The organism is Rothia amarae (genome assembly GCF_042677725.1).
Taxonomy (GTDB): Bacteria; Actinomycetota; Actinomycetes; order Actinomycetales; family Micrococcaceae; genus Rothia; species Rothia amarae.
Genome location: NZ_JBHUCN010000009.1, coordinates 95,913 through 117,414 on the forward strand (window position 1 = coordinate 95,913; position 21,502 = coordinate 117,414).

The window sequence follows — 21,502 nt, forward strand, 5'->3', positions numbered from 1 at the left end:
GCCGTAGCGTGTTTTGACCATGAATACCTGGTCAAAACACGCTACGGCGGTCAAAACTTTTAACCTACAGCCCGAATGCTCCCCCGCTGACCAAAATCGCAATACCTAGCACAATCAGCACCAACGGAAAGAGAAAACGCTCCCCTTTTTCAAGCAGTTCATCGATGCCTGGGCGGGTCGCTACAAATTTGGCGAGATAGACAAGTGCCACGGTCATCAGCAGGAAGAGCAACGAATACACCAGCACGCCCTGATAGCCCACGCTTAAAAAGACAGGCACATAGACGCCGATATTGTCTCCACCGTTTGCAAAAGTTACGGCTGCCACGGTTGCTATAGAGACGCCTCGGGAGCTATCAAGCTCATCGTCGTCCTCGCCACGAAATGCATCCCAAGCCGCTTTGAGCCCGAGAACCAGCGGGATTAAACCAAAATATGGGATAGCTTGTGGGGGCAAGAAAGTGTTCGCACCCCAGGCAGTCAGAATAGCCACGGCAAGGATACCCACGAACCCCACCATCTGACCGAGCATAATGCACGCGGTCGTTCTAGACTTTCCGGCTCCTCGGGCAAAAAAGAGCGAAAGGATAATGACGTCGTCGATGTTCGTGACGACAAATAACCCCATGGCTTGAATTATGTGAGTGAGCACTAGAAACCCCTTCTAAAATTGCTGTACAACTGATGTGTATTTTCTAGACCGATTCAAATCCGAAACGCGCGCCGTTGCGCCAATCTAGCGCAGCGTCGATGCGGTCAATCATGCGTTCCCCGCACAGATCGTTAATTTCCTCGCGGGTTGCCCAGTGAACCTCTGAGGATTCTTCATCGTTGACTTTCGCTTCACCCGCAACATATCTGCAAAAGAAAGTATGGTCTAAGAACTGACATTTGTCCCCATTAGAAAATTGCTGGGGTGGATCTGCTTTGAGCTGGGCAAATGCCACTACCTCGATGCTTACATTGGCTTCTTCTTGGGCTTCGCGGACGACGGTGAGCGCCGGATTCTCCCCCGGGTCCACGATGCCGGTAATCGGCGTCCAGCGCCCGTTATCTGACCGTTTAACCAGCAGAATTTTGCCGTCTGATTCGCGTTGAATGACTGCGGTAGCTCCAGAGAGCCACAGCATCTCATGACCAATTTTTGCTCTTAAGCTGGTAATAAATTCTGGTGTTGGCATGAAGGACTCCTCCAGTTTAGGCGGGTATAAAAAGGGCGAAGGTGGCGCCGATGAGCATGAAAGGGCCAAACGGGATATGGGTTTTTGCACGTGCTTTGCGGGTCACCACCAGCGCAACGCTCACCAAACCTCCCAGTACAAAAGCAATGAGAGTTGCCCAAATAATATTGAGAGGAGCAACAAAACCGCATATCAAACCGATAATGCCGGCAAGTTTAACGTCGCCTAGACCCAGTGCGTTGCGGGAAGCTTTGCGTAGAATCCAGTAAGACCCCATCAGAAAGACAGCACTATAGGTGCTCTGGCGGGCGTGCCAAAAATCATCGCTCAGTATGAAAATCAGAAAAATCGGTATGCCCACCCAGAGATACAGTGGAAGAACGATTCGATCCGGTAAGCGGTGCTCGCGGATATCAATGACACTTAAGCGCACTCCCTGAAACAGAAAAACAACCAGCGCGAACACCAGCAAAGCGCCTTGAACGCCGGCTACTACATGCCCTGCACTAGCCTGCGCAAAATAATGGTTTAGGTAAACCTGCATGAAAAAGTATCAGCTTATGAGCCGTAGCGGCGCTGGCGGTTGGAGAAATCTCTGAGAGCCCGCAAGAAATCGACGCGACGGAAATCAGGCCACAGAGCTTCGCAGAAGTAAAACTCAGAATAGGCGGATTGCCATGTCAGAAAGCCAGAGAGCCGTTGCTCACCCGAGGTGCGAATCAATAAATCAGGGTCAGGCATACCCTTGGTGTAAAGGTGGCGGCTAATATCTTCGATATCAAGACCAGCGGCTACCTCTTGCATCGAACGCCCCGCGGCCGCCTCTTCTTTGAGGAGTTCACGAACGGCGTCCACAATCTCCTGCCGCCCGCCGTACCCCACGGCGATATTCACTTGAAGGTCAGAGATTTCCTCGGTTTGCTCCCCAGCTGCGTCAAATGCTTGGCACAGCGACGCCGGCAAAGAGGTCAGTTGCCCCACCGGCCGAATTTTGCCTACTTTACTCTCAGCGAGGTAACCCACCAGGTTCTCGATGACGTCCAGCAAATCTGCCAGTTCGGCAGGGCTCCGCTTGAGGTTTTCAGTAGAAAGCATGTAGAGAGTCACCATCGGAATGCCCAATTCCCTGCACCATGACAGAAAATCGACCACGTTCTTAGCACCCGCCTCATGCCCGTGTTTGGTGCTCTCCCCCAGTTGCGCTGCCCAGCGGCGGTTGCCGTCCATCAGCACACCAATATGTTGGGGAAGTTTGTCTGCAGGAATTGCACCAGCCAGTGAGCGCTCGTACACGTTATACAGTGGCTGAGATAGCTTCACGGATCTGGCTCCTTAGGCATCAATGGACGTATTGCGGTACCAACACACGGTTGGGCAACACTTTTTATCGTACCGCAGTCTCTCCGCGGTCGCGGTGATGCGCGGAGGCAGTAGAGTCTTTCCCGCAATAGAGGGATAATAGGTGCAACGATTGGTCAAAGAGATGTGAGGTTCTGATGTCAACTGTTGCGTCTTCAAAGAATAAGAAATCTCGCAGGAAAGTTCCTGCACCCATCGTCATCAACGGTGTTGAGTTGAAACCGCTGATGCGCGGATGGCTTCACGCGGGGTTCGCCCCGTTCGTTTTTGTGGCGGGCATCGTCCTGATTGCGCTCTCCGGCGGCGGACGTTTGGGGCTGGGGTGCGCGATTTTTGCACTAACCGGCGTCATGCTTTTTGGTTTTTCTGGAATGTATCACCGCGCTTATTGGCCCGAGCGTCTGCGCTTGTTCTTCAAACGGCTCGACCATGCAAACATTGCCCTCGTTATAGCTGGCACCTACACGCCTCTTGCTATGGCTCTTCTGAGCGATGCACAGCAGACCACGTTGCTCTGGATTATTTGGGCATGCGCGCTGTCGGTGGTTCTGTTTAGGGTTCTATGGACGCACGCGCCGCGCTGGCTCTATACCCCAATTTATGTGGTGATGGGGTTGATGGCGGTGTTCTACCTCGGCGACTTCTGGCAGGTATCTCCCCCGGCGACCGTCCTAGTGGCGGTAGGTGGAGCCATCTATATCTTGGGCGCGGTGTTTTACGCTCTCAAACGCCCCCACCTGTCCCCGCGTTATTTCGGCTTTCACGAGCTATTTCATGTGTGCACCATTATCGGTTTCACGCTGCACTATATAGCAGTTGTCTTCGCGATTTCTTCCTGAATCCCTGGGCGCAGGCATAGTATTGGGGCGGCTCATAAGGAAAAGAAACAACTCCAGCCCGGCTCAGCAGTTATAAGCAATCACCTCATGCAGTGCAAAGAAAAGGGGCTTCCCATCGGGAGCCCCTTATGTTTACAAATGGAAATTTTCTCGTGTCTCAGATTTCAACGCCAGATTCTTCAGATCATCAGCTGTGGTGACCGAGACCGACCCCTCTTGCTCTTGGAGGGCGCGAGCGCGCTCTTCTGCCTCACGCGCCATCGCGTACTCGTTGCGGTAGCGTAGACGGCGCGCACGTCGAGTCATATCCAACATCAGCAAAATAATCCCGATACCCAGAATCAACGTGATAATAAATCCCATGATTCCAGGGGAACCGGTCGGCGAGCCGTCCTGGTTATACTGCTGTTGCGTGGCATCGGCTGCAACAATTACTGTGCTAGCTAGAAGAGGGTAAATCACGTTTCTTGTATCCCATCAGTGACGGCGCGGGCGCTACAGCACCCTTATTCAGCCTTATTTTACGCGTTTATTCAGATTATTTGGAGTCTGACCGCTAGTTCGAGAAATCGATACCATCGGCGAAGTCAAATTCTGGTAGTTCTGTTTTGACGCGCGAATCAATGAGTACGTAATCTTCCCAGGGCCAGATGTCGCGCTGCTGTTCGGGGCTGACGGCGAAGAAAAGATCTCCGGGAGCTACCTGCGAAGCGTGGGCGAGCAGGGCTTGGTCGCGCCGGGTGAAGTACTCGACAGCTGGAATTTTCGTGGTGGTTTGGTGGCGGGAAACCGGCGGAATCTTCCCCTCTTCAGCCTCCTGGCGCATCGCAATCCACTGGGCATAGGGGCTGTCTAGTCCCTGCTCCAGCAGAAATTCATGGAAAGCAAGAATACGCTGAGGGTTAAAGGCAAGGTCATAGTAAAGCTTGGCAGGCGCCCAAGGCTTGCCCTCGTTGGGGTATGCAGAAGCGTCACCTGCTTTTTCATATGCTTCTACCGCAACTTTATGACTCATAATGTGGTCGGGGTGGGGGTAGCCGCCGTTTTCGTCGTAGCTGAGAATAACGTGGGGCTTGAAATCCCGGACAAGACGAATCAGTGGCGCTGCGGCGTTTTCCAGCGACAGCGTAGCAAAGCTACCCCAGGGCAGCGGGGGTAGCGGATCACCCTCAGGTAGTCCTGAATCTACAAACCCAACCCAGCGGTGTTCGATGCCCAAAACTTTGGCAGCTTCTGCCATTTCCTGCCGACGCAAGCCCGGCAGGTCACGGAAAGCTGCGGGGTTCTCTTTTACCGCCTCGTTGAGAACGTCGCCGCGTTCGCCACCGGTCATGGTTGCAACCATGACGCGCGCGCCACGCTCAGCGTAGGCGGCCATAGTGGCAGCGCCTTTGGAGGATTCGTCGTCGGGGTGTGCGTGTACAGCAAGAATACGCAAGCCCGAGTAATCGTCCGCCAGGGGCTTGAGCTCAGAGAGCAACGATGTATTCGGTTCTTCTGCGGTATTCAATGAATTATTTGTAACGCTCACCAGGGAAACTCCATGATTTCTTCGATATGGTAGAAAAAGGTATGTGGGCGCATCTGTAAAAGCGCCATAGTTAGTCTAGCTAATAGACCTGAAAATATACCGATGGATATTACCCAGTGTGAATGGAGAATGAGCATGTCTAGCTCCCTGGACTCCCGCTATGGAACAGCGAATCGGCGTCAAAAGCTACCGCGCTCATTCTGGATTTCGCTGGCTGTGATTGCCTCTGTAATTGGTATTGCATTTGTGGGTTGGGTTCAACTGCATCAGGCGTCGTCCAGCCCAGATTTTAAGGACATCAGCCACAATCTCAAGAGCGACGACGAAGTCACGCTGACCTTCGAGGTGGTCAAAGACCCCGAGTCTACGGCAATCTGCGCGCTGAAAGCACTGAATGAAGCCAGCGCGCCGGTGGGATGGACCGAAGTCACTATCGGCCCCAATTCGCCGGAGATGGGTGACTCTACCGTCCGCCAGCAAACCTCAACGGTGCGAGTTCTTTCCACTGCCACTACTGTCACGGTCGACCGCTGCTGGAACGCCGGCTAACGACGCTGCCTCCGCAAGTTCGTCATATTTCACTTGAGACTAATACCACTGCGAATATTAGCCAAACACACTAAGTGCACGTAGAATAGGGCACATTCGAACGGGGCTGGTTGCCAGCCCCTCTTATTATGTAACTACAGATTCCCGTCTGTATGGAAGGAGAACATCATGGCTGAAGAAACTGAAGGCGCTTGGATGACCCAGGATGCATACGATCGTCTCCAGGAGGAGCTCGACCGTATCTCTGGTCCCTACCGCCAGGAAATCATTGAGCGTATCGCAACTGCCCGCGATGAGGGCGACCTCAAAGAAAATGGTGGCTACCATGCTGCCCGCGAAGAACAGTCCAAGAACGAGGGTCGCATCGCGCAGCTCAAGCACCTGCTAGAGACTGCACAGGTGGGCGAACCTTTGAAAGACGACGGCGTCGTCGAGCCCGGCATGGTCGTTGAAGCCGAAATTGCTGGCAAGACCATGAAGTTCCTCTTGGGCTCCCGCGAAGTAGCGGAAACTCTGGTGGGCGATGAAGACCTGCAGGTTTTCTCTGAGAAGTCACCGATGGGTTCTGCAATCAACGGGCATAAGGTAGGAGACAAGGTCTCCTACGAAGCTCCCAATGGTAAGACCATGGAAGTTGTTATTAAGACCGCTAAGCCTTTCTCTGCATAAGGCGTAGAAAACCCTCAAAGCGCGCTGAACGGATAAAGCCCGGTTGAGTTTTCACTCAGCCGGGCTTCACTAATCCCTCAGAATTTTTTAATACACCACGATAGGCTGGTAGCCTGCATCGGTTAATGCTGAGAGAACTTCTTCGCAGTGCTCATTTCCTTTGGTTTCCATATCAATGGTGATAGAGACATCACCCATGGATAGCGCACCGCCCACGCGGGTATGGTCAACGCCGGTGACGTTGGCATCCAGCGAGGAGATGATGGAGGAAATAGTGGTCAACTCACCGGGGCGATCTTGTAGCATCATTTTGATGGTGAGATAGCGCCCGGCAGCTGAAAGACCGCGCTGGATGACTTTGAGCATCAGCATCGGGTCAATATTTCCGCCCGAGAGCAGGCAGACGGTTGTGCCTAGATTCCCGTATTTTTTCTCGATTTCACGATCCATGACCGCTGCCACAGGTACTGATCCGGCTGGTTCGACCACCAGTTTGTTGCGCTCCATCAAGAAAATCAATGCACGCGCAATATCGTCTTCAGAGACCGTATGGACATCGTCTACGAGCTCTTTAATGATGTCAAAGGGCATCTGCCCCGGTCGACCAACGGCAATGCCGTCTGCGATAGTGGAGACTTTTTTCAGCGGTACTAAAGCGTCGGCAGCCAGCGACGGCGGGTACGCGGCGGCATGTTCTGCCTGCACGCCGATGATTCGGATTTTTCGCCCCAGCTTTTCTTCGAGCGCCCGAACCGTGACCGAAATTCCTGCCAGAAGCCCTCCACCACCGACTCCAACAATGATGGTTTCGACGTCGGGAACCTGTTCAAGAATTTCCAGACCGATCGTCCCCTGACCAGCGATAATATCCGCGTTATCAAAGGGATGTACGAAGACGGCGCCGGTTTCTTCGGCATACCTCTTTGCTTCGGCGAGCGCCTCATCGACCGTAGCGCCGTGCAGAATAACCTCAGCGCCACGGGACTTCGTAGCTGCGATCTTGGGCAGAGCCGCGCCCAATGGCATGTAAATGCGTGCCTTAATACCAAGTTGTTCAGCAGCTAGAGCAACCCCTTGTGCGTGGTTACCAGCCGAGGCGGCAACTACGCCGTAAGCTTTTTGCTCGGCGGAGAGCTTAGCCATACGAACGTAGGCTCCACGCACCTTGAAGGAACCTGACCGTTGCAGATTCTCACATTTGAGGTAAACCTCGGAGCCCAACGCGTTTGTGAGGGCCCTCGAGTGTTCCACCGGCGTCAGCTCAATCACCGATTCAAGAAGTTCGGCAGCCTGTTGAACGTCATCGAGAGTTACCGGTAATTCAAGTGCAGAATACGCCACGGTGGGTTCCTTCATCTGGTGGATACATATCTTCAACGTGAACTAAGCATAGTACCCAGTCACCCTGCAGAAGGGATTAGATTCCAATGGATGAAACGTCTTTATCGTGGCCGTCTTTTCTCAAAGCTTCTAGACGTTCTCTGACCATCTGGGCAATGTCTTTCTTCTTCTGGCGTTCAATTTCGTGTTCAAAGAGGAAAGGTTCGGAGCGAATCGAAGAGTCATCTTCCCATTCCCGATGAGCGAGGTAGCGAATCACGGTGTTGATGACAGCCAAGATAGGTACGGCGAACAGAGCACCGGCAATACCAAAGAGCAAGGATCCACCAGCTACACCCAAGAACACAGCAAGCGGGTGAAGCGAAACAGCTTTACCCATGACCAGCGGCTGAAGGATGTGCCCCTCAATCTGCTGAACGATAATCACCATCAGCAGCATGAGCAAAGCATTCACCAGACCGTTTGCTACCAGGGCAAGCAATACTGCTACCGCACCGGTCACAACAGCACCCACCATAGGAATAAATGAGCCGATAAAGACTAAGACGGCAACGGGTAGTGCAAAAGGAACGCCCAAGAAGAATGCAGAAAGTCCGATACCTACGGCGTCGATAAAAGCAACCAGAACCTGCATGTGTACGTAGCTCACAAGCGACTTCCACCCACGGCGTCCTGCACCATTGAGGGGACGGCGAGCTGCTTTGGGGAATAGACCGACGAGGAAGAGCCAGATCCGCTCGCCCTCCATCAAGAAGAAGATCAGGGCAAAGAGGCAGATAATCAAGCCGGTACCGAAATCAGCAGCGGTAGATCCTACTGAAGCCACACCCGATAGAACGGTAGAAGAATTCTCTTTCAACCAGTTCGCAAACTGCGAGATATAGCTGTCTATCTGTTCTGCACCAAAGTTAAACGGTAGGTTCTGCAAGGACGCCATGAGCTGGTTATACCCTTCTACCACCTGAGTAGACAGAGAGGAAAAACCGCTGGTCAGTTGCTGTCCGACCAAGGTCAGCAGAAGAATGACACCGATAATCAGCCCGAGCTCGGCGATAGCGGTGGCAAGACCTGCACGGATTTTATGGCGTCGCAAAAAATACACGACGGGAACAATGAGAGCAGCTAGCAAAACCGCTACTGCCAAAGATATTACAATCAGGCTCACCTTAGAGAGAGCAGTAAAAATGGCATAACCGGCAATTCCCACGACAATCAGACGCCAAGCCCATTCTGCTGCGGTGGATAGCGCAAAAGGAATGTAGGCGCCGGCTGTACGAGCGCTACTTCCACCTCGTATATCCCGACTATCAAGCTCTAGATTTTCATTCATATTCATATTCATTTCATCGATGGAGAGGGCAGATATGCTGAATCAATTTACTCAATAAAGAAGCCCCCTTATTTATCTATAGTAGGGGATGGAATATCTCTGCAACATGAGAAAAACGCGCACATCATTATGATGTGCGCGTCTTCTCTAGAGCTTTAAGGACTCTTAGGATTAGTCATCAGCTAATGAGCGGGCGTAATAGATTACGCGCAGAATTTCGATGTAGAGCCAGACCAAAGTGACGACCAGTCCGAATGCTAGGCGCCATGATTCGCGCTCTGGAGCACCGTATTGGACAGCTTCGTTTACGTTGGTGAAGTCCAGGACCAGCGAGTAAGCACCCATCAGGATAGCTAACAGACCAACAATAAGACCCAGTGGAATTCCAAAGAGCTCGAAATCGCGCATATTAGTTTGGAAGAAAATTGCAGAGCCCAAGTTAATCATGCAGAACACGAAGTATGCAATCATCGCGCCCAAGAACACCTTGGTGACCTTGGATGATGCGCGTACCTTACCCGAGCGGAAAAGCGCCAGCATGGTAGCAAAAACGATGAGGGTACCTAGAACAGCTTGCCCCACAATGCCGGGGTATACGGACTCGAAGAAGACCGAAATACCGCCCAGCGCCATACCTTCGAGAAGGGAGTAACCCATCACCAAAGCGGGCGAAACCTTTTTCTTAAAGGAGTTCACCAGACCAAGAATGAGACCACCGAAAACACCTACGAACATCAAAATGGGTATAAACCAACCCAGGGCAGCGCCCACGATGACCAAGCCGAGGTTCAAACCGGTCTTGACGATGACGTCGTTAATTGTCAACCGATTGGTGTCAGCAGGTCCTGCCGAAGGAGCTCGATACATCGAGTTCAAATCCTCAGCAGTGGGCTGAGCATATTGACCCTGAGCATACTGGTTCTGACCGTACTGGGGTTGTGCGTAGCCGGTACCGTAGCCGTGAGGTTGTGCAGAATAATTTTGTCCAGCAGTAGCGCTATCGGCGCCGAAGCGACCAAAGCGCGAATCTTGCTTCTGCGAATTAGTCATGGATTGAATAAGGGGATTGCCAGCCAAGGCTTTCAGTACTCCTCTATAGTTTCAGTGATTTTATGAAATGTTATCCCAAATGTACCTAAAAATCGAGAGGGTTTACCTGCTGGTGAACAATTCCCAGCCAGTGTTCACTTTCAATAATTACTGCTGGGCGCTCTCTAATTGGTCAAGCTTGACCTCGATATATTTCAGCACCGCGCCGTCCTCGTTCGTGCCAATAACGGTGTCGGCAACAGCCTTTACATGGGGGGCAGCGTTTTCTACGGCGATCCCCTCCCCTACATACTGCAGCATCTCAAGGTCATTGGAATTATCGCCAAAGGCAATCATTTCTTCGGGTTTAATGCCTAGCTCCTGCCCCACCCATTTGAGAGCAGAACCCTTATTCACGCCACGTGAGACCAAATCTATCGCGCCGAAACCGCTGGCTACAGGAACAACGTTAGAGGGCAACAGATCCACCAGTTGCTTCAAGATGTTCTCAATATCCCGCCGGTGAGTTTGCAACGCAAACTTAACCACCGATGCATCTCCCATCTCATCCAAGCTCTCAATCACCTGAGTGCCAGGATAGAAACGATTGATAAAGCTGATGTAGTCCAATTCTCGGGGTACTTCGGCACCTAAGAACTCCATGTGTTCACGCACAATGCGGGTGATGGGTTCTGCGCGGTCACGAATCAGAAAAGCTCCCTCATGGGCGGAAATGATAAAACCGAGATCGGGAAACTGGTCCAAAACTTTAACCACAGCAGCAACTGTCTCGGGGGAAAAAGCAGAAATGAGGATATCTCTATCTTCTCGCGCTATGTAGCCTCCGTTTTCAGCCACATAGAGGATGTTCCTTCCCAAAAAGTCTTGCATGTACTGCAATAGCTTGGGAAACTGGTTACCGCTAGCCACCACGAACTTAACGTCGAGTTTTTCCATGCGCGTTAGTAACCGGCCAAAATATTCATGGTCGAATGTCTTCTCGGCATCGGTGAGTAGCGTTCCGTCCATATCGGTGGCAATAAGTTTGAGCGTCAAGGTTTCTCCCAACCTGAGTAGTGTCTGAGCTTACATCCAAAGCTACCTTGAAAGCTCATCAATATGCACGGTTTAAACAAATATCAACTTGCTTTCAACACATTTATGGATTTCAATATCTCTTTTGAGGGCTCAGTAAGGCTAGGCTGAGTAATATCACACGCATATATAGAGGATTTCTCATGAGTTATGAGCCGAGCGCATCATCTCCAGCGCCAACTTCGGACAGGCTTTTCTTCAAGTACATTATGGAGAATGGCCCTAGTTCTCGTGCAAAAATAGCAACTGAGCACAATCTTTCCCGCCCCACTGCCTCTGAGGCTGCTTCGCGTCTGTTGGAGCGCGGCTACATCAAGGCGTTGGCAAAGGATGCCGGAGCTTCTGGCAAGCGCGGTCGCGTACCCGAACTCTATGATCTCGCCGATACTCTGGGATACACCCTCGCTGTGAGCGCTGAAACCGATTGCTTCAGAGGAGCAATTTATAATCTCCGCGGAGAACAGCTCGCCCAGGTTTCAGTACCCACCTATTGGGAAAGTAACGCGGTTATTCAGCAGACTTTGGAGACCCTTATCGATGAGTTGGTGAAAGATATTTCTCTTCCTATCCTTGCCGCGACTGTGGCAGTGGCCTCCCCTGTCAATCCCAATACCCAGCAGCTCGGCAAGATACCCGATTTGGGGTACCACGATCAGCCTCTAGATTTCTATAGTTACCTCACCGAACGTTTCAATTGCCCTGTTATGGTTGACGACCGCATCAACTGGGTTTTACTGAATGAAACTCGTGAAGGTATTGCCCAACACGTCCCCGTAGTGCTGGGAATTCATCTGAACGAAGGAATCTCTGCAGCTCTTGCCATCAACGGTCGCCTCTATCGAGGAGCATCGGGGCGTAACGGCCTCATCCATTTAGTATCTGCAGAAAATAAAACCTTACGGCAGCGTTTGCGAACCCTTGGCGTTGTAGATGAGCATAGTTTTCTCAGCGACGAAGGCGGTTACCTTAACTTTAAAAAAACTGCTGAACTCATTGTGGCTGATCCGGAATCCGAAAGTTCCCAGCTCTACCTCATGAGCCTTGCAGAGAGCATCGTCAACGCAGCAATTATTACAGACCCCTCGGCGCTTCTATTGACCGGCCCCGCCGTCGAAAATAAGGCGTTCTTGAGCCTGCTCACCGAGCTCATCAGCGAAAAATACCCCTGGCACGATCTCAACATCATTGTCAGTGAGGACGGTGCGCGCGCTATCCGTGATGGTGTTCGTGAAGGCTCTCATCTGCTCGCGATGGTACGTTTGGGGCTTGCTAATCCCCATGAACTGGGATTGCTTTATCCCGATCGACCCATCAACTTTGGAATCAGCGCTCCAGCAAATGAGTACAAGTAGAGACTAATCTCTCTCCTCATACCTGTTTCATATGCAAAAGCGCACCGGCTCATGAGAGCCGGTGCGCTTTTTATCTCTGCCTCTGCTGCAGGCTGAAATCATGGTGCTCCCACTGGGACTCGAACCCAGAACACAAGGATTTTAAGTCCTCTGCCTCTGCCAATTGGGCTATGGGAGCTGAGCTGTGCCTACCGCCAAAACGGTAGGCACAGAAAACTATCTAGTTATTTATACCAGAAAATTCGGAATACGTTATATTCCGCCGTAAGAAGGCGTCTCGATTAGAGACGTGCCTTTGACTTTTCAGGAGCGGTACCGGTAGCAGTTTGGAATGCGCGGCGGGGTGAACGCTGGTGACGAATCGAAGTGGTGTCGCGACCGAAGATCTGGTTCATAGCCCAGCCAGCAACCACGCGAGCGGTACGCTCGGTGGTGGGGATAGCCATGCCGTGGTAACCGCGGTGCATCAACCATGCAAGAGGACCGCTGATGCTCTTGCCCTTGATGTTTGCAACGCCCTTCCAGGAGCCCAGACCTGCTACTGCACCCATGTTCTCGTGGTAGTAGTCGGTCAAGGACTCGCCGCGGCGAGCTGCCAAGAGGTTTTCAGCAAGCTTAACTGCCTGACGTGAGGCGTGCTGCGCGTTAGGTACGCAGAAGCCGCCAACGCCGCCACCGGAGAGGTCAGGAACAGCAGCGTTATCGCCAGCTGCCCATGCGCCTTCGATAACACCGTTATCGCCGGTAACACGCAAATCTGCGCCTACGCGAACGCGACCGCGCTCGTCGATGGGGAAATCAGTGTCTTTGAGCATGGGTGAAGCGGCAACGCCTGCAGTCCAAATCAAAGTATCGGTGTCGAGTTCACCGGCAGGGGACTTATCACCCATGTTGATGAGCGCCAAGTGGCCATCAGTTGCGTCTGCAAGAGAGGTATTCAACAGAACCTCGATGCCGCGGGCACGAAGTTCAGCAACAACCTTCTCTGCACGGTCAGCAGGAACCTCAGGCATAATGCGAGGAGCAGCTTCAACCAATACAAAACGCAAATCTGAAACGCGCAGACGATCGTTACGCTTAACAGCTTCACGGGCCATATCTTCGAGTTCAGCAATGGTTTCAATACCTGCGAAACCGCCACCGACAATAACGAAGGTCAACGCACGACGGCGAGCGTCTTCGTTCTCTTCCAAAGAAGCAACTTCGATACGCTCAAGAACCCAGTTGCGTACAGCAACAGCTTCTTCAACGCTCTTCATGCCAATAGCTACTTCAGCAAGACCGGGGATGGGGAACGCGCGGGTTACAGCGCCTGCGCCCAAAACAATCTCGTCATAGGTAATGTCAAAAGCTTCGCCAGCGTCGATAGGCTCAACGGTAGCGGTCTTGGTAGCGTGGTTAATCTTGGTGATACGTCCACCAACGATTTCGGTGTCGCGCAGGTGCTGGCGCAAAGGAACGGTAGCGTTGCGTCCTTCTATGGAACCTGCTGCAACTTCGGGAAGGAAGGGCTGGTAGGTCATGTAGGGGTTAGGCTCAACGATGGTAACAACGCCGCCGGTTTCTTTCACAGCTTTCTGAATCTTCTGTGCCACGGTGAAGCCCACGTAACCGCCGCCTACGATAAGTACGCGAGGACGATCCTGAGCCAATTTGGTGAATGCCATATTATGCTTCTTCCTTGTCTTCTAGGTGGTGCTTTAGACAGCACATACCATAGTCTGCGCCGAAAATATTTACTTTAAAAATAACACCTTTTAGATAGTGGTGTACTCGGGCAGATGAGTACATTTGCTCATAGGCTATCTTGCCATCTTAAAGCAACAAATAACATTTGCACCGCGGAAGAGCGGCACAGATTTAGCTGAAAGATAACCTTACTTCACAACATATTCTTACTTTATGCTTCGTGGCTCGCGATTTTTGCCGCCCTTGAGCCACTGAACCGTTCCTGCAGTGATAATAACTACCCAGAAAGCAAAGCCTCCGAGCACAATAAACGGGAGAATCCCCGAGTCTTCAGCCGGGCGTGAGGGGGTAGGGGCAGCAACGTCGTGCACCTGCTCGCCTTTTTGGTGGACAGGTGTTGGCGTGGCAGAGGCATCGGCAACTTCCTGGTTTTCCGTTTTGCGATGTACAGCAATCCATTCTTTAACAGAACCCAGAGGATTCTGCGATGCATTGTCGGAAACGTCCTCCCCTAGCGCCTTAGAGGGGTTGATAATTCCAAATCCATAGATGGGGTCACGCCCGGGTTCGCCCCCGTCATCGGCAGATTCAATAATGCGCTGAATAATTTGATGGGAAGTCAGGTTCGGGTACTTAGCTTTAATAAGAGCTGCTAACCCGGTCACGAGAGGGGCTGCTCCCGATGTACCAGACCACACCGCGTAGTTATCTCCGGGTATTGCCCCCATCAAGTTTTCACTGGGCGCAGCAACTGAAATGGAAATACCTTGCGAGGAGGAAGACCACGAATCTTTCCTCCGCGCGTCCACACCTCCGACGGTGAGCACGCCGGGGATAGTGGCAGGGGCACCCACCTGGGTCACGCCCGAACCCCGGTTGCCCGAAGAAGCTACGATGAGCACTCCTTTTTCTTCAGCATAAGCGAATGCCTCGTCCCATGACTGTGGCCAGGAGGTGTTATTAGACCCCACCGAGAGGTTAATAATATTGGCATGATGATCGACCGCATATTTCACTGCCTGAGGAATCTGCTCGTCAATCGACTTGTGGTTCTCCCCCACCGTTCCAATTTCAAGCGAAATAGGCATGATTTTAGCGTCGGGCGCCACGCCCAACATCCCTGCCGGCTTCCCGGGCCAGGAGGAATCCCCAACAGTTATGCCGTCGTCGTGCCCGTGCCCTGCAATCATTGAGGCCACCAGCGTCCCGTGCTCCGGTTCTACACCTAGACCTTCGCCGCCGTCGTCGTCACCTTTATCGGAGGCGTCCCACCCTTTTACCACGTTGTTTTTCAAATCTTGATGGGTGGCGTCTACCCCTGTATCAATGACCGCTACCGTGACACCTTCACCGGTGCTTTCTTTCCACGCGTCATCGAAACCATAGTCAGTCAGCCAGTATTCGCGTGCACGAATCGAATCTCCCGGCGGAGTGTCAATAGCTGGAATCGAAGGCAGGTAAGAAGGCGGCGCTGAAGGAGTAGGTACAGCAAGCACTGCACTTGTACCTGACAGACTGAGCGCGCAGGTGAGCCCCGCCGTAGCTAAAAGGGTAGGTAACGTTCGGTGGCTTCGGGGAAATGAATCAAACATGGGGGGACGCGTCGAGAGATTAGCGGGTTGAATCTATTTGAGAGAGCACCAGGCCATCTAAAATATCGAATTCGCTGGCGATGGCACCGTCAATTTTTCCCCCGCTGAGCTGCGAGAGGCGTTCAACGATACGTGCCCAGATAAGCGCACCGGTGCCGATAACGTCGATGCGGCCCTCATGCATAAACCCCAGAGCCGCGCGTTGTTCCCTATCCATGGAGTAGAGCGAACGCGCTGCTTTTTCAATTTCTTTAACCGGCAGGTAGGTGGCGTTGATTGCCTGTGAATCATAAGTATCAAGATTGAGGGCATGGGCGGTCACTGTGGTGACGGTTCCCGCCACGCCAATTAGCCGCTCAGCCGAATAGAAGTCAATTGTCTCTGCGGCTTCATCAATTGCACGATCGACATCGAGGAGAATTTGCTCCCGCTGTTCCACCGTCAGAGGCGAGGACGCCGCATAACGTTCGGTAAGCCGCACGCATCCGATGTTCAGCGAACGCGCCGCTACAATCCCCTGTTGGTTTCCCAATACAAATTCGGTAGAACCGCCACCCAAATCGACCACAACGGTGCGCTGATCCGAGTTATTAACCGCCGACGCCGCACCGGCAAACGAAAGAGCTGCCTCTTCTTCTCCGGCAATGACTTCGGGGCGTACTCCCAGTATTTCTTCAATACCCTCGATAAAAATTTGCCGATTCTGGGCGTCGCGAGTGGCGCTAGTTGCGCCAAAGCGCAGGCTCTGCACATCATACCGAGCCAGTATTTCCGCGTATTCACGAGCAACAGCAAAAGTACGTTGGAGCGCAGCCTCTGCGAATTTTCCGGTGGCATCCACGCCTTCGCCCAGCCGAACAATCTTCATGATTCGTTCTAAATCGACGAGCTGAGGGCCGTTTTCAGTCTGCTCCACCTCGGCAATGAGTAATCGAATGGAGTTAGTTCCGCAGTCAATGGCACCGATACGCACCGTAGTACCTCTTTCGTTGTCAGCCGGTAGTTTTTAGCCCTCAAATGATTCGCGCCAGGCGGGATCACAAGCGCATTGCTCGGGTGTCCAATACTCAGCAATCAAATCAAGGGTTTCATCGCCAAAAGGATTGATGCCGCGACCCACAGAAAGGGTGTGCCCTAATACGGCGTGCAAGCACTTCACGCGGGTGGGCATGCCACCGGCTGAAATACCGTCAATCTCAGGGACTTCTTCGGTTCCAGTCTGGAGGCGAATACGCTCACGCTCGGCAATGTAATTTTCGTGCGCCGCCTGATACTGCTGGGCGATTTCTGGATCCTCTGCAATGCGATCAGTCATCTCATACATCTTGCCCTCTGCCTCAAAGCGGCTAGCTGCCGCTGTAATGACGGGGTGAGCAAGGTAAAACACGGTAGGAAAAGGCGAGCCATTGGAAAGGCGCGGTGCAGTTGCCGCCACCAGCGGATTTCCGCAAACGCAACGGGCGGGGATTTCTGCGACGTCGCGTACCTGCCGACCTAATTCTTGCGATAGCACGTGAATATCAAGCGCGCTGGGAGCCAGAGTTTCTGCAGTCACTCCAAACCCACCGGGAGAACCGGTATCCGAGGTAGAGAGGGCTGCCGCAGACGAATTTTTCTGCGAAGTACTAGTGTGTTCGGTGCTCATCATTTCCTTGAAATGTATTCAGCACCTTCCAGTGCTGAGAAATGGGATAAATCGTTAGAAAGTAAAGATTACTACGGGGTAGATGCTGAAGTCGTAGCCGCGGGTGTTGAGGTACTGGTAGTTGAGTCAGCAGAGACAGAAGGCTGATCTGGTGCAGTGGTGGTGCTCGACGACGGATCGACCGTCGTATTCTCGCTCTTCTCGCCGTCTAATGCAGCAGACTGGAACGAATTCCACAGCCCATTAGCCCAGGAGTCCTCGGGCGCAGTTTGTGCTTGAGCCGAGGTGTCGTCTGCAAGACTGGATGTAAAGTCGGTGCCCACCACCAGGTAGGGAGTCTCTCCCTCGCTCACGTAGTAGAGGCGGCTTTTCGCCTGTTGTTTGACGTAATTGTCATCTTTCCACCAGCTCAGCTGAGTCTTCAAATCAGAATTCTCTGCTTGGAGTTGGGAAATATGGTCTTTGACCTGATTAATCTCAGCCTGTTGCCGGAAAAACGTAGAAACCGAGGCGTAAGTGGTCAAAATAATGACGAAGAGAACAACCATCGCGATGAGAAAGCGCCCTGAAAAGGCATGAGCTGCAACAGGAGTGCCGCCTGTGGTATCGACGGGCTTACTTCCGGTACCAAAAAAACTCGCTAACGAGCGTCCGCGTCGTTTCTTCTTCTGAGCCACCGTGGTTGTACCCCTTACTCCGCTTTGATAAGGCACCTCTTGTGAAAAACTAGGTGCTTCTTGAAATTCTACCCGTTAGAACTGAACCTGCGCTGGATACAGCAGTGCCCTCGACTGTATCAAGCCGAGGGCACATCTGTTATCTCACGAGATGATCGTGAAAGTTTCGCTTACTTGAAGCGGGGGAATGCAGACTTACCTGCGTAAGTTGCGGCATCGCCCAGTTCCTCTTCAATGCGAAGAAGCTGGTTGTACTTAGCAACGCGCTCGGAGCGGGCAGGAGCACCGGTCTTAATCTGGCCTGCGTTGGTTGCAACAGCAAGGTCAGCAATGGTGACGTCCTCGGTCTCACCTGAACGGTGGGAAACCATGCAACGGTAATCGTGGCGCTGAGCCATTTCCATAGCGTCGAGGGTCTCGGTCAGTGAACCAATCTGGTTTACCTTCACAAGGAGAGCGTTAGCTGCGCCCATTTCGATGCCCTTTGCAAGACGCTCGGGGTTGGTAACGAAGAAGTCGTCGCCAACAATCTGGACCTTGTCACCGATGGAATCGGTGAGGGTCTTGTATCCGTCCCAATCGTTCTCATCCAGGGGATCCTCAATAGAAACGAGGGGGTACTTAGCTACCAAATCAGCGTAGTACTTAGACATTTCGTCTGCGGTCTTCTTCTGACCTTCGAACTCGTATGCGCCGTCCTTGAAAAATTCTGAGGATGCGACGTCGAGAGCCAAAGCAATCTGCTCACCGGGCTTGTAGCCAGCCTTCTCGATTGCTTCAACGATGAGGTCAAGAGCTGCGGCGTTGGATTCGAGGTTAGGAGCGAAGCCGCCTTCGTCGCCCAAACCGGTTGCTAGACCGCGGTCGTGAAGAACTGACTTGAGGTTGTGGTAAACCTCAACGCCTGCGCGAAGAGCCTCAGAGTAGGTGTCGAAACCGATAGGAGCAATCATGAACTCCTGGATGTCAACGTTGGAATCAGCGTGTGAGCCACCGTTGAGGATGTTCATCATAGGTACAGGAAGTACGTGTGCGTTGGGACCACCGAGGTAACGGTACAGGGGCAGTGCAGATGCTTCGGCTGCTGCCTTTGCGGTTGCCAGGGAAACACCGAGGATAGCGTTTGCGCCGAGCTTGCCCTTGTTGTTGGTGCCGTCGAGCTTAATCATGGTGCTGTCAACCAGGCGCTGATCGATAGCGTCGATGCCGATAATTTCTTCAGCAATCTCTTCAATCACAGACTGAACTGCGCCTTCGACGCTCTTGCCCTGGTAAACTTTCTTGTCGCCATCGCGGCGCTCTACGGCTTCCCATTCACCGGTGGATGCGCCGGAGGGTACAGCTGCGGTTCCCAAAGAACCGTCGTCCAGAAGAACCTCTACCTCAACAGTGGGGTTGCCTCGTGAATCAAGAATCTGACGTGCATGTACTGAGATAATTTCAGACATAATAAACGCTCCTTAGAAGCTTACAAAGATTGGCTATTGGTTAACCCGCAGCAAGTGTTGTCAAAAACCACGAGAGCCTCTTCCACTTCTTATTTTAGCAAAAAACCCACATAAGCACACAGGTTCGCAGTGATTCCATCCGACTAAATCGGGATTTTCTTTCCTTCAATTCAGCTTTTTCCCACGCATACCCACACACCCCGCCTTATTCCGAAGCAGAAAGACCGTCTTCAGCTTGAGCGATTACCCCTCGCGTATAGGCTCGCAACGCGCGTTCAGGGTCAAGCCCCTGAGCGCGTGCTCGTTGCACAGCAACAAACAAAAACGCTCCCAGCTCTTCTTCATTGCTTACTTCATCCAGCATCGGCGCTTGCTTGGATTCCTGCAGTTCCACCCCACCTTTGTCTGCTTTTGAGAGAGTTTTCTCTGCCAAAGATAGAGCGGGCAAATGAGGCGGAATACCGTCGAACACCGACGTTCTCTCCGGTTTTTCCAGCTTTTTGAGTTCGTCCCAGCGAGCCACGACGTCGTCGATGTCAGAAGATTCGCCCGCAAAGACGTGCGGGTGGCGTCTCTCCATCTTTTCGTTGAGTCCACGAATCACATCGACCACGGTGAACCGCTCATCCCCCGGCGTTTCCTGCGCAATGCGGGCATGAAAAACTACCTGTAGGAGCACGTCGCCCAGTTCTTCTTTAAGCAGATTTCGATTTACGCCCTGAGGAGCCTCAATTGCTTCGATCACTTCATACGCTTCTTCGATGAGGTAACGCACCAAAGATTCATGGGTCTGTTCCGCATCCCAGGGGCAGCCACCGGCTGAGCGCAATCGGTCCATCACCGCCACCAAACGGGCAAACTCCTGAGCGGCCTGCTGAGTAACTTTTTCCTGGTTTTCCATCAATTCTTTCCCCGGTAGACGTACGGCACATTAATTTTTACTCACTCAGTATTGTGCTTTTAACTCTGACCCTGTGATTGCGCCTGGATGAGTTTCAGATAGGGACCTTGCACCGAACGCGTCAGCATCTGCTTCTCGTCCATCGAAATAAAAGCACCCTCGATTGCGTTCATGGTCAGCTCAAAAAATTCATTGGCTCCGTATCCAAAATTTTGCGCCAGTTCAGTGAATTCGCGGGTCATGCTGGTGCCACTCATCAGGCGGTTATCGGGTCCCACTGCCACCGAGAAACCAGCATCTCGCAAGAGAGTTATCGGATGTTCCTTGATAGTTCGAGCGAACTCGCTCTGACTTACTTTGCCTTCATGCACAGCATAAGCGGCGTCGGTATGCAGATTGGAGCAGGGGCAGACTTCCAAAGTAATACGGCGGTCTTTCACCCAGCTAGCAACCTGCCCCAGCTGCAAAATGGGATCAGTGGGATTCATGCCCGGCATTAGTTCCCCGGTCGGATCGACGTCGGCAACCGTGGTGTAAGAGAAATCTTCGGTAATACGGACGCCGTGACCTAAACGCAGAGCACGACCCTGCAAGAGCGCCGAACGAATAGATTCAATTCCCGCTGCCTCACCAGCATGCAAGGTGACGGGCATGAAATTTTCTGCGACATAATCCAAAGCGCTCTGATGATATGCGCAGTCAAAACCGTCTTCAGGGCCAGCAAGATCAAAACCTACCACCCCAATCCGGCGATGGCGCACGGCTGCTTGCGCTACCTCTAGCGAGCGGTCATTTTGCCGCATAGCGCAAACTAGTTGGTTGACCAAGACGCGGCCACCGTGTTCGGCAACGAATTCCATGCCTTCCATCAGACCGTCTGCAACGGCTTCAATTGCTTCGTCCAGGCTCATGCCGCCTGCGGTATGAAGTTCCGGTGCCCACCGTACCTCGCCGTACACCACGCCGTCACCCGCCAATGTTAAAACATGCTCTTTAGCTACACGACGCAGATGTTCAGGTCGTTGAGTCAGAGCCACGGTGTGGGAGAACGTCTCTAAATAGCGATCCAGCGAGCGCGAATCAGATGCCTCTTCAAACCAAGTTTGGAGGGCAGCGGGGTCGGTTGCAGGCAGTTCGTATCCAATTTCCTGCGCGATTTCAATCATGGTCTGGGGCTGCAGTCCCCCATCTAAATGATCGTGCAAACATACTTTAGGGAGGGTCTGAATCCAGCTGAAATCTGCCGAGGGTGAGATGCTCATATCGTCCTGTTAA

General features: G+C 52.5%; 22 protein-coding genes and 1 tRNA gene. 4 read left to right on the top strand and 19 right to left on the bottom strand.

Features of this window, described 5'->3' with window-relative positions:
- Positions 1–64: 64 nt before the first annotated feature.
- From ACFR81_RS05245 to ACFR81_RS05260, 4 genes are all read right to left on the bottom strand, one after another.
- Complete coding sequence (locus tag ACFR81_RS05245) at positions 65–628, bottom strand: cadmium resistance transporter (protein ID WP_145175785.1); 564 nt, start codon at positions 626–628, stop codon at positions 65–67.
- Between the two features lie 67 nt (positions 629–695).
- Positions 696–1,181: an NUDIX hydrolase gene (locus ACFR81_RS05250; RefSeq protein WP_068172844.1), complete on the bottom strand. Its 486-nt coding sequence runs from the start codon at positions 1,179–1,181 to the stop codon at positions 696–698.
- A 16-nt stretch (positions 1,182–1,197) separates the two neighbouring features.
- Positions 1,198–1,725, bottom strand: a complete 528-nt coding sequence (locus ACFR81_RS05255; protein WP_068172845.1) for a prepilin peptidase — start codon at positions 1,723–1,725, stop codon at positions 1,198–1,200.
- A gap of 14 nt (positions 1,726–1,739) precedes the next feature.
- Positions 1,740–2,501 (bottom strand): isoprenyl transferase, encoded by a 762-nt coding sequence (locus ACFR81_RS05260; protein ID WP_068172846.1) that lies wholly within the window; start codon positions 2,499–2,501, stop codon positions 1,740–1,742.
- Positions 2,502–2,677: 176 nt separating this feature from the next.
- On the opposite strand from ACFR81_RS05260, the gene trhA reads away from it, so the two are divergent.
- Positions 2,678–3,379 (top strand): PAQR family membrane homeostasis protein TrhA, encoded by a 702-nt coding sequence (gene trhA, locus ACFR81_RS05265; protein ID WP_083147352.1) that lies wholly within the window; start codon positions 2,678–2,680, stop codon positions 3,377–3,379.
- Between the two features lie 132 nt (positions 3,380–3,511).
- On the opposite strand, the gene ACFR81_RS05270 is transcribed toward trhA, so the two are convergent.
- Together ACFR81_RS05270 and mca are read right to left on the bottom strand one after the other, a co-directional pair.
- Positions 3,512–3,841, bottom strand: coding sequence for a hypothetical protein (locus tag ACFR81_RS05270; protein WP_068172849.1), 330 nt, complete (start codon positions 3,839–3,841; stop codon positions 3,512–3,514).
- A 94-nt stretch (positions 3,842–3,935) separates the two neighbouring features.
- Positions 3,936–4,859, bottom strand: coding sequence for a mycothiol conjugate amidase Mca (gene mca, locus ACFR81_RS05275; protein ID WP_343876182.1), 924 nt, complete (start codon positions 4,857–4,859; stop codon positions 3,936–3,938).
- Positions 4,860–5,045: 186 nt separating this feature from the next.
- Here mca and ACFR81_RS05280 point away from each other — a divergent pair, with 186 nt between their 5' ends.
- Both ACFR81_RS05280 and greA read left to right on the top strand, forming a co-directional pair.
- Positions 5,046–5,459, top strand: coding sequence for a DUF4307 domain-containing protein (locus tag ACFR81_RS05280; RefSeq protein WP_343876147.1), 414 nt, complete (start codon positions 5,046–5,048; stop codon positions 5,457–5,459).
- 168 nt (positions 5,460–5,627) lie between these two features.
- Entirely contained in the window at positions 5,628–6,128 is a 501-nt protein-coding gene (greA, locus tag ACFR81_RS05285; RefSeq protein ID WP_145175558.1) for a transcription elongation factor GreA, read from the top strand.
- A gap of 87 nt (positions 6,129–6,215) precedes the next feature.
- Here the strand turns inward: greA and ilvA are convergent, their stop codons facing one another.
- The 4 genes from ilvA to ACFR81_RS05305 form a co-directional block, all read right to left on the bottom strand.
- Positions 6,216–7,484, bottom strand: coding sequence for a threonine ammonia-lyase (gene ilvA / locus ACFR81_RS05290; protein ID WP_145175560.1), 1,269 nt, complete (start codon positions 7,482–7,484; stop codon positions 6,216–6,218).
- A 61-nt stretch (positions 7,485–7,545) separates the two neighbouring features.
- Positions 7,546–8,799, bottom strand: coding sequence for an AI-2E family transporter (locus ACFR81_RS05295; protein ID WP_083147358.1), 1,254 nt, complete (start codon positions 8,797–8,799; stop codon positions 7,546–7,548).
- Between the two features lie 171 nt (positions 8,800–8,970).
- Complete coding sequence (locus ACFR81_RS05300) at positions 8,971–9,876, bottom strand: Bax inhibitor-1/YccA family protein (RefSeq protein WP_343876146.1); 906 nt, start codon at positions 9,874–9,876, stop codon at positions 8,971–8,973.
- 120 nt (positions 9,877–9,996) lie between these two features.
- Entirely contained in the window at positions 9,997–10,884 is an 888-nt protein-coding gene (locus ACFR81_RS05305) for a Cof-type HAD-IIB family hydrolase (protein WP_343876145.1), read from the bottom strand.
- Positions 10,885–11,066: 182 nt separating this feature from the next.
- Here ACFR81_RS05305 and ACFR81_RS05310 point away from each other — a divergent pair, with 182 nt between their 5' ends.
- Positions 11,067–12,275 (top strand): ROK family transcriptional regulator, encoded by a 1,209-nt coding sequence (locus ACFR81_RS05310; RefSeq protein WP_343876144.1) that lies wholly within the window; start codon positions 11,067–11,069, stop codon positions 12,273–12,275.
- Between the two features lie 101 nt (positions 12,276–12,376).
- Here ACFR81_RS05310 and ACFR81_RS05315 read toward each other — a convergent pair.
- The 9 genes from ACFR81_RS05315 to ACFR81_RS05355 form a co-directional block, all read right to left on the bottom strand.
- A tRNA-Leu gene (locus tag ACFR81_RS05315) sits at positions 12,377–12,453 on the bottom strand.
- 103 nt (positions 12,454–12,556) lie between these two features.
- Positions 12,557–13,942, bottom strand: coding sequence for an NAD(P)/FAD-dependent oxidoreductase (locus tag ACFR81_RS05320; RefSeq protein ID WP_190617018.1), 1,386 nt, complete (start codon positions 13,940–13,942; stop codon positions 12,557–12,559).
- 228 nt (positions 13,943–14,170) lie between these two features.
- Positions 14,171–15,460: a S8 family peptidase gene (locus ACFR81_RS05325; RefSeq protein ID WP_343876143.1), complete on the bottom strand. Its 1,290-nt coding sequence runs from the start codon at positions 15,458–15,460 to the stop codon at positions 14,171–14,173.
- A 115-nt stretch (positions 15,461–15,575) separates the two neighbouring features.
- Positions 15,576–16,529 (bottom strand): Ppx/GppA phosphatase family protein, encoded by a 954-nt coding sequence (locus ACFR81_RS05330; RefSeq protein WP_343876142.1) that lies wholly within the window; start codon positions 16,527–16,529, stop codon positions 15,576–15,578.
- A 33-nt stretch (positions 16,530–16,562) separates the two neighbouring features.
- Positions 16,563–17,201, bottom strand: coding sequence for a DUF501 domain-containing protein (locus ACFR81_RS05335; RefSeq protein ID WP_190617023.1), 639 nt, complete (start codon positions 17,199–17,201; stop codon positions 16,563–16,565).
- A 71-nt stretch (positions 17,202–17,272) separates the two neighbouring features.
- Positions 17,273–17,878: an FtsB family cell division protein gene (locus ACFR81_RS05340; RefSeq protein ID WP_068172871.1), complete on the bottom strand. Its 606-nt coding sequence runs from the start codon at positions 17,876–17,878 to the stop codon at positions 17,273–17,275.
- 170 nt (positions 17,879–18,048) lie between these two features.
- Entirely contained in the window at positions 18,049–19,326 is a 1,278-nt protein-coding gene (eno, locus tag ACFR81_RS05345) for a phosphopyruvate hydratase (protein ID WP_068172872.1), read from the bottom strand.
- A 205-nt stretch (positions 19,327–19,531) separates the two neighbouring features.
- On the bottom strand, positions 19,532–20,227 hold the full coding sequence (mazG, locus tag ACFR81_RS05350; RefSeq protein WP_343876141.1) for a nucleoside triphosphate pyrophosphohydrolase: 696 nt from the start codon (positions 20,225–20,227) through the stop codon (positions 19,532–19,534).
- A 59-nt stretch (positions 20,228–20,286) separates the two neighbouring features.
- Positions 20,287–21,489: an adenosine deaminase gene (locus tag ACFR81_RS05355; protein ID WP_343876140.1), complete on the bottom strand. Its 1,203-nt coding sequence runs from the start codon at positions 21,487–21,489 to the stop codon at positions 20,287–20,289.
- Positions 21,490–21,502 lie beyond the last annotated feature (13 nt).